Origin of the sequence: Leptothoe sp. PORK10 BA2 (assembly GCF_034932105.1) — a bacterium.
Lineage (GTDB): Bacteria > Cyanobacteriota > Cyanobacteriia > Phormidesmidales > Phormidesmidaceae > Leptothoe.
The window spans coordinates 1-12245 of the sequence record NZ_JAYGIG010000122.1 but is presented as its reverse complement, the minus strand read 5'-3'; the positions used below and the strand labels follow the sequence as shown (position 1 = coordinate 12245).

Sequence of the window (12245 nt, the reverse complement as noted above, 5' to 3'; positions counted from 1 at the left end):
AATTGCCATCATGCCCCTCCAAACGTCCCCTGCTCCAAATTCTTCTCCACCAAATTCCTCGGAAAGTTCTCCTGAGTCGGGGTTTAATTTTGCCTACCTAGATGAACAAACCAAGCGATCCATCCGCCGTGCCCTCCTCAAAGCGGTGGCGATTCCTGGCCACCAGATTCCCTTTAGCTCCCGAGAAATGCCCATGTCCTACGGTTGGGGGACGGGGGGAATCCAGGTTACCGCCTCGGTGATCGGCCAAGATGATGTCCTCAAGGTCATTGACCAGGGGGCGGACGATACCACCAACGCTGTCAATATTCGGCGCTTTTTCAAAAAGGTTTGTGGTGTGGATACGACGGAAAAAACAGAAGCCGCCACCCTCATCCAAACCCGTCACCGGATTCCAGAAACCCCGCTGCAGGAAGGCCAGATATTTGTATATCAGGTGCCCATGCCGGAGCCACTATATTTTATAGAACCCTCCCTCACCGAAGCCAACAAAATGCATGCCCTAGAAGAGTATGGCCCCATGTACGTCAAGCTCTATGAGGACATCACCCGGTTTGGTCGGATCTCTTTGGCCTATGACTATCCGGTGATGGTGAACGATCGGCACCTGATGAATCCCAGTCCCATCCCCCGGTTTGACAATCCTAAAATGCATATGAATCCAGCCCTTCAGCTGTTTGGGGCAGGGCGGGAGAAACGGATTTATGCGATTCCCCCCTACACCAAGGTGAAGAGTTTGGATTTTGAGGATCATCCCTTTTCCGTGGAGAACTGGGAGCATGCCTGTGGGTTTTGTGGGGCCACCGACAGCTATTTAGACGAGGTGGTGATGGACGATCAGGGGGGGCGCCTGTGGATTTGTTCGGATACGGACTATTGCGAACAGCGACAAAAATCGCAGTCGGGGACGATACAAAAGCTGTAAACAGCGACAAAAATCGCAGTTGGGGATGACACAAAAGCTAGGTGAATAGGGAGGTGACATGGGATGGAGCCATTATTAACGGTTCATCAGTTAACAAAATATTATGGGGATTTGCGGGCTTGCGATCGCATTTCCTTTGACCTGTATCCGGGGCAGGTGCTGGGCATCATCGGTGAATCCGGATCGGGTAAAAGTACCCTGCTCCATGGATTGGTAAGCCATGTGCCCCTGGATGGGGGAGAGATTACCTATCGGGATCGGGAGGATCGATGCATTGACCTACGCACCCTAGCAGAGCCCCGCCGTCGTCGGTTGATGAAAACCGAATGGGGCTTTGTCCAACAGAATCCTCGGGATGGGCTGCGGATGACCGTCACCGCCGGGGCAAACATTGGTGAACGGTTGTTAGATATTGGCGATCGCCACTACGGCCATATTCGCCATGAAGCGTTGGCATGGCTCAAGGAAGTGGAAATTCCTGGGGATCGCATCGACCACTTTCCCACCACCTTTTCCGGCGGCATGCAGCAGCGCTTACAGCTTGCCCGCATTTTGGTCACCCGTCCCCGGTTGGTGCTGATGGATGAACCCACGGGCGGTCTGGATGTGTCGGTGCAGGCTCGGCTGTTGGATCTCATGCGCTCTTTGGTGCGGACCCTTAACCTCAGCGTCATTCTCGTCACCCATGATATTGGGGTGGTGAGACTGCTGGCCCATCGACTGATGGTGATGCAAAACGGTCAGGTGGTGGAGGCGGGACTGACGGATCAGGTGTTGGACGACCCCCACCATCCCTATACCCAGCAGTTAGTAAATGCCACATTAATTCCCTAATGAATTTATTTTGGAAAGAGTATGTTATTCCATCCCATAACCCCAAGTAATCAAACTGGTTCAACCCTTCCTGAACAAGTTTTGCCCCCGCTCCGGCAAGCCGGTGCAGTCAGATTTGTTGACCACCGATCAGGGACACACCGTTGGATTTTGTCCTCCGGATTGTCGCGATGATTTTGCCGCCAATCCGGAGGCTTGTCCGCAGGATATGGCCTACTTCGATCCCCTGCTCTTTCTCCTGCCAAATTCGGCGACGTTACCGTTTGCAGACCCCTTAGCAAATCCCTTAGCATATGTCTGGCATGAGCACCTCAACCCATTTCCCCCTCTCTTCCATCGCGCCCACAGATACTCGAGCCGTTGTCCACGCCCATCAGCTCCATAAAAGCTTCGTCCTCCATCACCAAGGAGGTGTCCAGTTATCGGTGTTAGAGGGGGTATCCCTCACCCTTGAGCCGGGGGAATGTGTAGCCCTCCAGGGACCCTCCGGCTCTGGCAAGTCCACCTTCATGCGGGCGCTCTATGCCAACTATCGCATTGATCAAGGAGACATTTGGCTACGGCACCAAGGGACATGGGTCAACCTGCCCCAACTTCAGCCCCACCAGGTCATGGACCTGCGGCGGCACACCTTGGGGTACGTGAGTCAGTTTCTGCGGGTAATTCCCCGGGTGCCCGCTCTGGAGGTAGCGGCGGAACCTCTGATGGAGTTAGGGGTGGACCCTGAAATCGCCTACAACAAAATTCGGGATTTGTTCAGCCGCTTAAATTTACCGGAGAGACTGTGGGATCTGTCCCCCACCACCTTTTCCGGTGGAGAGAAACAGCGAGTTAACATTGCCCGGGCGTTTTCTGTGGACTACCCCATTTTGTTGCTGGATGAACCCACATCGGCCCTGGACGCAGCGAATCGGGAGGTGGTGATGCAGCTGATTGCCGATCGTAAAGCCCAGGGATGTGCCATGGTGGGCATTTTTCATGACGATGAAGTGCGAGAACGGGTCTGTAATCGTGCTTTAACCTTCCCACAACCTCTACCCACATTTGAACGATGAAAGAACACGTTTTTACCAATTATCGCCTGCAGCTACCGGATGGGGAGTTGGTGGGCACCCTAGTGGTTCAAGATGGCAAAATTGCCGATATTCAACCCGGAATTGTGAACCAGGGACACAACGGCGATGGAGATTATTTGTTGCCGGGGTTGGTGGAACTCCACACCGATAATCTAGAGCAACGCATGTCTCCTCGCCCTAAGGTGAACTGGCCCCTGGATGCGGCGGCGGTCTATCACGATCGGGATTTGGCGGCGGCAGGCATTACGACGGTGTGCGATGCCATCTCCATTGGGGACATCACCCCCAACTCCATGCGCATGACCCAGTTTAGCCCCATGATCGATACCCTATACCAGGGGAAAATGGCCGGTCGTTTTACGGTGGATCATCGGCTACACCTGAGGTGTGAGCTAGGGTACGACAAAGTCCACGAGACCACTGAACCCTATGCCAACCACCCTATGCTGTCGCTGATTTCTTTGATGGACCACACCCCCGGCCAGCGACAGTTTGTCAAAATCGAAAAGTACAAGGAATACTACCAGGGCAAGCACGGCGTCAGTGAAGGGGAGATGGAAGATTTCATCCGCCATCGCATCGCAGCCCAACACCAACATGCCGAAGATAATCGTCGCCAATTGGTGAACATGGCCCGAAACCATGATATTTGTCTGGCCAGTCATGATGATGCCACCCCTGAACATGTACAGGAAGCGTTGGCTGACGGCGCTAAAATTGCAGAATTTCCCACCACCCTCGATGCGGCCAAAGAAGCCCATACCCATGGTTTGCAGGTGCTCATGGGGGCCCCCAACCTGATCCTGGGTAAATCCCACTCTGGCAATGTGTCCGCCATGGCATTGGTGGAACATGATCTGGTGGATATTATCTCGTCGGATTATGTGCCCCAAAGTCTTGTGCAGGCAATGTTCGTGATTGCTGAAGGGCGAGAGACACCCCTGCACCAGGCAATGAAGTTATTTACCATTAATCCGGCCAAGGCCATCGGTTTAGATATCGACCGCGGCAGTCTAGAAGTGGGCAAGCGGGCGGATATCCTCACCCTGCACCACGATGGTGTTGTGCCCAAACTCACCGCTGTGTACAACCAGGGTAAGCGCATCGCCTAGGTGAATTGTTATGTCTCTCCCCACCCCTCACAAATACGCTCTCCAGGGTGCCACGGTACTCACTCCTGGGGGATGGTTAGCGGACGCCACGGTACTGATTGAAGACGGTCAGTTTGTGGCGGTTAATCAAGATACCGTGCCTCCAGGATATGGGATTTTAGCAGTCAGGGGACTGCAGCTGCTGCCCGGCATGGTGGATATCCACGGTGATGCCTTTGAGCGGATGATTTGCCCCCGCCCTGGGATTTCATTGCCATTGGAGATGGCCCTGGTGGAAAACGACAGGGCGCTGTTGGCCGCAGGCATCACCACTTTCTTCTACTCGATTACGGACTCCTTTGAGCCGGGACTACGCAGTCGGGAGATAGCCCGCAGGTTGGTATCCCGACTAAACGATGGCAACAAGCATTCCCTGACCGTGGATAGTCGGGTTCATATTCGCCATGAGCAGGCGAACACAGACAACTTTGATGAGCTGTGCGACTGGCTAGAGACCCGCCAAGTTACGTTACTGTCGTTGAATAATCATCTGCCGCCTACCCTGGATGATGAAACCCTGCAGCGCTATACCAAAGGTCTGCGCCAGCGCATCAAACTATCGGAAACGGCCATCCGAGCCCTGATCGAATCTGCCTGGGATCGCCAAGCCATCGGTCTCTCACAATTCGAGGTGCTGGTGGAACGGTGTCATCAATTGGGAACTCCGTTGGCCTCCCATGATGATGAAACGGAGGAGGATGTGGCAAAGAGTCAGGAACGGGGAGTTGCGATCGCAGAATTTCCCGCCGCCATTCCCCTAGCGGAACAATCTCGAGCCTATGGTGCCGCTGTGCTCATGGGGGCTCCCAATCTAGTGCGGGGCGGTTCCCATGTGGGCTATATGGGGGTAGCGGAAGCGGCCCAAGCGGGAGTCTTGGACTGTCTCTGTTCCGACTACCACTATCCGTCCCTATTCCATGCGCCTTTTCTGTTAGCCAATAAAGGATTAATGCCCTTTGAACAGGCTTGGAAATGTGTGTCCGAATATCCCGCCCATGCGGCCCGGATCGGAGATAAAAAAGGTAAAATTGCCCCCGGCTATGATGCAGATTGTTTGCTAATAGCCACTGACAATAACTTACCCAGCGCGATTCGTAGTATTTTCATCAAGGGCCAACGGGTTAGCCAAACGATGTAAAAACCGCCAAGGCATCCGTTGATAGTTCGTAGTTGTTAAATTAAACCATTTCCCATGCCCTTTCCCGGCCACCGCTCCATCTGCCCCAGCTCCATCTAAGAGATTTTTAGAGATTTTCTTCTATTCGGGGCTTGAAGATAACCAAAATACCACAGATCTTTTTCTTTTTCCCTTACCTTTTACCCACCCAATTCAGAGACTTTATCTTTTAGCAGCTCCCTGAACAATTTCCTATTCCCTACCCACTGACAACACCATGATTACCCTCACTGAAATTATCGATCTCTATCGAAACCGTGGCCAATCCCAATATGGTGGCGAAGCCGTCAGCCAGCTAGAGCATGCCCTCCAATGCGCTACCCTGGCCGAAGAAGCAGGCAAATCCTCTTCGCTAATTGCCGCTAGCCTACTCCACGACCTAGGCCATTTGGTTCACCATCTGGGTGAGGAGCCCGCCCTGCAAGGGATTGACGATCGTCATGAAGATCGCGCCGTGCCTGTGTTAGAAACCCTGTTTCCGGCGGCGGTGACCACGCCCATTCGGCTCCACGTGGCCGCTAAACGCTATCTTTGCGCCGTGGAGGACAGCTACTGGGCATCCCTGTCCCATGCGTCCAAGCGGAGCCTTGAACTACAGGGAGGGGTTTTTACGCCAGAGGCGGCCAAGGCCTTTATTCAACAGTCCTATGCCGAAGATGCGGTGGAACTTCGCCGCTGGGATGATTTGGCGAAAGTTGCCGAGCTCAAAACCCCCGATCTCGATCACTTCTTGCCCATTTTGCTGGATGCTTGTGGGAACGAAGTTCTCCCTTGAGTTCTCCATTAAACTGACAGACACCGTATCTTTAGTTTCATCTTTGTTTCATTTAAACTGACAGACAACCGTATCTTTGTGTCATTTAGATGCCCCAGTCTCCAGGACTAGCCCCATAATGTCTTGCGCCCATGACCGACGGCTCTTTTAACCATGCCCCCTACCCTTCACCCTCCATGACCATCATTGCCCAAATCTCCGACCTCCACGTCCAGGCTGCTGGGCAACTGGCCTACGGTGTGGTGGACACCCATCCCCTAGTGCAAAAAGCGTTTAATCATCTCGCTAATTTTTCACCATCCCCCGATGTGGTGGTCGCCTCTGGGGATTTGGTTCAGCGGGGAACAGCAGAAGAATACATCATCCTCAAGGAAATGCTGGCGGCCCTCCCTTGCCCTGTTTATGTGATGCCGGGAAACCATGATAACCGGGAGAACCTGCGCCAGATCTTGGCGGATCATGCCTATCTACCGACGACCACTGGCCACCTGAGCTATGGGGTGGATAGCTACCCCGTACGGATGCTTATGCTAGACACCACCATTCCTGGGCAGGGCGGAGGCAGAATAGACGGGGAGCGGTTGAGCTGGCTGGATGCACAACTGACCGCTGCACCCCATACCCCCACTCTGATTTTTATGCACCATCCCCCGTTTAAGACGGGAATTCCCAGGCTGGATAAAAATGAAATGGAGGGACGAGAGGCTTTGGCAGACCTGATTGGCCAACATTCCCAGGTGGAACGGGTGAGCTGTGGCCATCTCCACCGGAATATGTACCGGCGATGGGCGGGCACCATCGCCAGTGCCCAGCCAAGTTTGGTGCACCAGGGAAAACTGGTGTTTGACCGCGAGTCCACAAGTTTATTTACCATGGAGCCTCCCGCCTACCAGTTTCATGTGTGGGCCAATGACACCCTGGTTTCCCACACCATCTTTGTCGGAGACTTTGACGGTCCCTATCGGTTCTCCGATGGCCAGAAAGTTGTTGCGACCGGAGCCTGATGCGTTAGCCTAAGCGACCGCCATAGTTCCAGTTGCCATACCGGTTGACCGCCGCCGTTTGAATGACTACGCCGTTTGTGGGAGCGCTGGGCCCGTTCCCATGCGATTTTGATTGGAGCGCTGGGCCGACATCGCGTTTAACCCGTTACCAGGGTATTGGCCTTGGCCAGGGAACTAGCCATGATGGAGCATTGGTAACTGAGTTGTTGGTCGCAGCTAATCAGTAGATCAAATATCATGTCTTCTCCTAGGGTCGCCAACTGGGGTTGGATACTGTAGTAATGTCTCAGATACTCACGATAGATGGCTTCATGCTCAGCTTCGGTGAGATCAGGTTGTACTTGGGCAACAAAGTCATAGTCTTCGATAGTTTTGTTTTTACCGTTGCAGTTGCCCTCGGTGAGGTCTACCCAGTAATCTCCATAAACCAAAAAACAATGGCTCTGGGGGATAAAGTCGAGACCGTGGGGTTGGAGGATGGCGCTCACACCAGTGACGATGTCGTCGTTGAGACGGTAGAAGCCTAGATGTTTGGAGATGGGGAGATTATGGGCGGCGGCGAGGCGTGCGATCGCACCATGCTTAGTGGTGCAGTTACCATACCCCTCTTCAAATAAAATCACCGAGTCCTCACTGCTGGAGTTGGCACCATAGGGCAAATCCTTAACCCATTGACACGCCTGGTGGAATGTCGTTAACCCTCGCTGAATACATTGCTCAGCAATTGGATCCCCGGACTGCAGTTCGACATTGGGTAAAACACGGATGGGATGCACGGCAAAGTTCTCCTAAAACAACACACTGTAAGTTAAACCAGCTGAGATCATGGTAGAAGTCCTTCGGTATTTCGAGAATAATCAAAATAAAGGATATGGCAATGAGTGTTAAAGAGACAGCCATGGGACATTTCTGTATTTCGAGTTAATCAGGACAATTTTGGCAGGGGATCGGGGCAGGGATGTCAGTTAACTCATACATTTCGGGGTTAACAACCTGGTTGCGGGTACAGCATTCCTCAAAGAGGAAGTCAATCAGATGCTTTAGGGTATCAGACTGGACACTGTACCAAATCCACTGGCGGTCCTTTACTGCCTGGACAACACCTACTTGACGAAGTTTGTCTAGGTGGTGGGACAGGGTAGATGCCGTAATGCCGAGCTCGCGCTGAATTTCTCCTGCGGGTAGGCCTTTGGGATAGGCCGATAAGAGGAGCCGAACGATGCTGAGTCGTGAGGGCTGCCCAAGGGCTGCAAATGTAGCGGCGATTTCTTTAACGGATCTAGGGTGGTGGCCTGTCATATTTTGATAATTATCGAAATATCCAAAATTGTCAAGGGGATGGTTTTATCCGAAAACATCCCCTTGTAGATGGACGAGGCCCCGTTGAAAAACAGGCTCTCTCTTGAGAAGCCAGCAGGTTATGGAGCGTCTTGAGAGATTAGGCAGTAGGCGCAGCAATTTCAAATTCAAACTTACAAACACCTGAAACCATTGATTTCTCGTTCAGATCAAGCTCTATAGAGGAGGCTTCATCGTCTGAAATGAGGCAAACTCGTTCCGAATTTGGAATTGCTGGTAGGCAGTGCGATCGCACTTCCCTTGATGATCCTCAGCACCCTAGTCCTGGCCGCCAGCGCCGATGCCGTTACCCCGCTACTGCAAAGAGCCCTGGTCCGTCTGTGGCAAGACATAGACTATCTGTTAGCTCGCAAACCCGCCCTGGCCACACCCAGTTGGGTGCCCGCCGTGGGGGACACCGTCCGCTATCTCGACCAACAGTGGTCGGTGCAAGCGGTGGAGGTGTTGCTGAATGATGGTAACTATTACCTCTGCAAAGTTGCCCAGGGGCAACAGAGCCGCTGGGTTAGTCAGGAGCAGTTACAGCTAATGGCACCGACGGAGTTGGCGAGGGGCTAGGGTGAAGTCTCACAGGTAGTGCTAGACAAGTAATGGCGCATTGCAATGCTAGATGAAATACCAGATCGCACCAATGTGATTCTCCACCGATTTTGAGAAGGACAAGGTTTTTCGGACTAATCGAGACATCCGTTGTCTCAAAGTATTGTTGAATCACTCGATTGCTCAGAGACCTGGGTCACACGGGCAATGCCCGCTAGAGAGATGCGTTCTAACGCCTGAGAGCCGCCCGCAGCCGGATGGCGGACGCGTGCTAGCGTAGCGCAGGCACGTGGCCGACGCAACGATGCGGGGTCGGCTTGAACAAATTTATGGGGAGATGGCCATAGAAAAGGGGGGAGACAACTATGCATTGAGCGACAGCGTAGATGTCTACTAACATATCGAATCGCCCTTCAAGCCCATACAATCGCTGCAAAACAAATCCTCAGGGCAGAAGGAAAGACCCTTTCCATAATCGCTTCGCCATGCGCTCGTTGGCAGACTCGCCGCCAAACAAAAGTACATTCGGGTACCAACTCAAAGCGGGACGTTTTCCCAAGGATAGCAATAGACCTCTTGCAAAAATGATTATGTGTTAGTCTGAAAGGCTTTTCTAACTCTTTCAGGCCAGGTTGAGTTCATAGTTGTAGAGGGCGGCGTTTCAATTTAATCGCTGCCCATAGCGCCGTGTCGTGTCCTACCCTTGCAAGCAGCGGCAGAAGTCCTCGATTATCTTTGGGATAATGCATTTCACTACAGCGAGTATAGATTGTAAAAACGCAATAAATTCTCAAGCAAACGTTTCTGTGGGTAGCGCTTGCATTACTTGGCTTTACTGTCTGCTGCCTGGTTAGACTACACATCAAAGCAAAATACTATCACTCGTCCTCGGCGCTTCCAGTGTTTCTTGTCTTGGGGCATCGCTTTTAATGCATCAGCCTCTGATTTAAGAATGAATTGCATCTCACCTGGAACAATATTGCAATCGATAAACTCCCAAGATCGATCAATCCCTGCTGCTCGTTCTGCTTCAAAATTAGTTAAAATTTCACCGCATTTGATGGAGCATCGGTGGCGTAGGATGGCTTTTTGCCAGGTTGCTGAGTAGTGGGGATTGTTTTCGCTATCTGCCCCCAAGCAGGTGGTTTGGAAAAATTTTGGTCGCTCAGTGGTGCCGTAATTAAAGCCTAAAAATACGGTGATTACTTGAAACATACCGGCTGGATCATTTGCAACTAATAGGTTGCCACCGTCATTCATGAAGGTTCGCCAGGTTAATTCATCATTACAGACGACAGGTTGCTGATCTTGCAAAATATATCGATGTAAGTCTTTGGGATGATCTGACAATGCAGCCATAACCACTTCTAGCTGTAACCATTAACGATAATAGCCAGTATAAACCTCGTTTTTCACGGTTACCTAGAGCATGGGACAATTAGTATCTGAAGGAACGATGTTATTCCCCTTTGCAATCAAGTTTAATGACTGAACTACAAGAAGCTAGAGCCGTTGCTATTGGTCTTGGTGGAACTATTACAGATAATAGTGTTGGCTTTATTGCATGCTTTTCAGATGAACCCATCGCTCAGCACTATCTCACGCTAGTTGAGGATTATGAATCATTAGCTGCTGAGAAGCAGGATAAATGTGTAGTCACGATTATTGCGGCTAGTGCAGCGTCAAAGCTAAAAATTAGGATTGACTCGGTGAGTCATAAATCGTTAATCATCAGTTCTGATAAGGTTCAGGCACGTTGTAAGCGACTCTCATCGATCCCAAATCTTAGTCTTGACGGACCACTAGTTTAATGTAATATCGAACGCTTAGTCAGATCATGTGTTACAAGAACTGAAGGTGATGCGCTCATACGCACAGCAGCTGTGCGTATGAGCGCATTTACACAATGAATGGCTGAAAAGATTGATGACCAGACGGTTTGGAAATCTGCAAAAGTGTCGGTGGGCAATGCCCGCCCTACTGACTAGGGGATGTCCCTACGGGGACAATTAAGAATTCTGAAGATATTCAGAGGTTTATGCCACGTAATATACAACTCTGACCACACTAGGAGTCAATAAAACGTATTGAACGCTAGCGTTTATGCCTCCTGAATCTGGTCTGTCCGTCAAGAAGCCCATTGCTGTTTGGAATAAGCCACTCAAAACAAACTTTAAGGAATTTTTTAAAGCCTTGGGCAAAGCTGGCGTTGACGGGGCCACGGGGCAGTGGATTGGCTTGGGCAAAGATGCTGTGGATGCCCTGGCCGCCATCGGATTAGATAGTAATGAACCAGCTGAATTAGTCTGGACGCTGATCTATAACGCCTTGACCAAAGCCATTGCAGACCTGATGGCAGCCAGCGAGTTCTTGATTCGGTATGTGGATCAAAATATAAACGAATTGGCTAATACGCTGGATCTATCGTTAGAAAATAGCGAACTGGAAATTACCGATAGATTCTTTGAGCATCCAGCGCAGCTGCCACTGCTGCAAGAAATTCAAATACCGTTGAAGCAATGGTTTGAGGGCTTTGGACTGACATCGTTTCAAGCAGAAACCCTCAGTGCTCGGCTACCCACCTATTTTGTATTTGCCCTCAACCATGAATGGCGGCAGCGACCCCAGGACTATGGCCGCATGGCTACTCAAGTAAACACACCGTTTACCCAGGCAGCTGAACGGGAGCAGGGTTGGCGACTCTATAATTCCTGGCTACAAAAACAGATTCAAGAGCCCATGATGTTCGAGGCATTTGGGCTAGAAGATATTTACATACCACTGCGGGCTTATTTTAAGCGCAAGAAAGCAGGTAAAGACAGCGACGAAAATTTCACCACCACAGGGGCTAGCGATCACAGCGATAAGTTGGAACGGGTTGTCGTTGATCTAAAAACAGAACTAGAGCGGTGGGTGCGTGCAGCTGACAACAAAGATGCGATTCGGGTGATCAGTGGTGGGCCAGGATCGGGAAAGTCCTCATTTGCGAAGATTTTTGCTGACCATCAGGCTCACCATGGTAGCTTTCCTGTTTTGTTTATTCCGCTGCATCAGTTTGACCCCACGGGGGATTTGGTCAAAGCGGTGGGGGAGTTTGTTCGCTATGACGAATACCTAAAGGAAAACCCGATTGACCCCGATGATCAAACACTGAGGTTGCTGGTGATTTTTGATGGGTTGGATGAGTTAGCGATGCAGGGCAAGCTGGCAAAAGAAGTAGCTCAGGGTTTTGGTAAAGATTCAGGGGGGTCAGTCTCCTTCAGGGATCAATGAAGGTGCAGGAGAACCATGTCGAGAGGCTTTTAACGCATCGGTCAGGAAGTCAAAGATCGAGCGTTTCTGAGCCTTTAAGCTGGTAACGGTGGTCATCATACGTGCGACAAACTGACTGCCAGCATGGCTGT

At 51.4% G+C, this 12245-nt stretch carries 13 protein-coding genes and 1 pseudogene; 10 read left to right on the top strand and 4 right to left on the bottom strand.

From position 1 onward, the window contains the following. The first annotated feature begins 10 nt into the window (after positions 1 to 10). The 7 genes from VB741_RS18915 to VB741_RS18885 all read left to right on the top strand — a co-directional run bounded on the left by VB741_RS18915 (position 11) and on the right by VB741_RS18885 (position 6942). Positions 11 to 925, top strand: coding sequence for an alpha-D-ribose 1-methylphosphonate 5-phosphate C-P-lyase PhnJ (locus VB741_RS18915; protein WP_323366756.1), 915 nt, complete (start codon positions 11 to 13; stop codon positions 923 to 925). A gap of 63 nt (positions 926 to 988) precedes the next feature. Next, positions 989 to 1759, top strand: a complete 771-nt coding sequence (gene phnK, locus VB741_RS18910; protein WP_323366755.1) for a phosphonate C-P lyase system protein PhnK — start codon at positions 989 to 991, stop codon at positions 1757 to 1759. Positions 1760 to 2061: 302 nt separating this feature from the next. Then, positions 2062 to 2814, top strand: coding sequence for a phosphonate C-P lyase system protein PhnL (gene phnL, locus VB741_RS18905; protein ID WP_323366754.1), 753 nt, complete (start codon positions 2062 to 2064; stop codon positions 2812 to 2814). Next, a complete protein-coding gene (locus tag VB741_RS18900) occupies positions 2811 to 3947 on the top strand; it encodes an alpha-D-ribose 1-methylphosphonate 5-triphosphate diphosphatase (RefSeq protein WP_323366753.1) in 1137 nt (378 codons plus the stop codon). Before phnL ends, VB741_RS18900 begins: the two co-directional genes overlap by 4 nt. Positions 3948 to 3957: 10 nt before the next feature. After that, entirely contained in the window at positions 3958 to 5124 is a 1167-nt protein-coding gene (locus VB741_RS18895) for an alpha-D-ribose 1-methylphosphonate 5-triphosphate diphosphatase (RefSeq protein WP_323366752.1), read from the top strand. A gap of 256 nt (positions 5125 to 5380) precedes the next feature. Further along, complete coding sequence (locus VB741_RS18890) at positions 5381 to 5938, top strand: phosphonate degradation HD-domain oxygenase (protein ID WP_323366751.1); 558 nt, start codon at positions 5381 to 5383, stop codon at positions 5936 to 5938. Positions 5939 to 6069: 131 nt separating this feature from the next. Beyond that, positions 6070 to 6942 (top strand): phosphodiesterase, encoded by an 873-nt coding sequence (locus VB741_RS18885; RefSeq protein ID WP_323366750.1) that lies wholly within the window; start codon positions 6070 to 6072, stop codon positions 6940 to 6942. Positions 6943 to 7079: 137 nt separating this feature from the next. Here the strand turns inward: VB741_RS18885 and VB741_RS18880 are convergent, their stop codons facing one another. Together VB741_RS18880 and VB741_RS18875 are read right to left on the bottom strand one after the other, a co-directional pair. Further along, complete coding sequence (locus tag VB741_RS18880) at positions 7080 to 7718, bottom strand: hypothetical protein (protein WP_323366749.1); 639 nt, start codon at positions 7716 to 7718, stop codon at positions 7080 to 7082. Between the two features lie 145 nt (positions 7719 to 7863). Beyond that, positions 7864 to 8241, bottom strand: coding sequence for an ArsR/SmtB family transcription factor (locus VB741_RS18875; protein WP_323366748.1), 378 nt, complete (start codon positions 8239 to 8241; stop codon positions 7864 to 7866). Positions 8242 to 8505: 264 nt separating this feature from the next. Here VB741_RS18875 and VB741_RS18870 point away from each other — a divergent pair, with 264 nt between their 5' ends. Then, a complete protein-coding gene (locus VB741_RS18870; protein ID WP_323366747.1) occupies positions 8506 to 8859 on the top strand; it encodes a hypothetical protein in 354 nt (117 codons plus the stop codon). A gap of 48 nt (positions 8860 to 8907) precedes the next feature. Here VB741_RS18870 and VB741_RS18865 read toward each other — a convergent pair. Beyond that, positions 8908 to 9009 (bottom strand): annotated as a pseudogene (locus VB741_RS18865) (IS1 family transposase); the annotation flags it as partial. A gap of 687 nt (positions 9010 to 9696) precedes the next feature. Further along, positions 9697 to 10206 carry a hypothetical protein gene (locus tag VB741_RS18860; protein ID WP_323366746.1) on the bottom strand — a complete coding sequence of 170 codons (510 nt, stop codon included), beginning with the start codon at positions 10204 to 10206 and terminating at the stop codon, positions 9697 to 9699. A 119-nt stretch (positions 10207 to 10325) separates the two neighbouring features. On the opposite strand from VB741_RS18860, the gene VB741_RS18855 reads away from it, so the two are divergent. Together VB741_RS18855 and VB741_RS18850 are read left to right on the top strand one after the other, a co-directional pair. Continuing rightward, entirely contained in the window at positions 10326 to 10652 is a 327-nt protein-coding gene (locus tag VB741_RS18855; protein ID WP_323366745.1) for a hypothetical protein, read from the top strand. 292 nt (positions 10653 to 10944) lie between these two features. Next, the gene (locus VB741_RS18850; protein ID WP_323366744.1) at positions 10945 to 12114 is read left to right on the top strand and encodes a hypothetical protein; all 1170 of its coding nucleotides are present in this window, start codon (positions 10945 to 10947) and stop codon (positions 12112 to 12114) included. Positions 12115 to 12245: the final 131 nt, after the last annotated feature.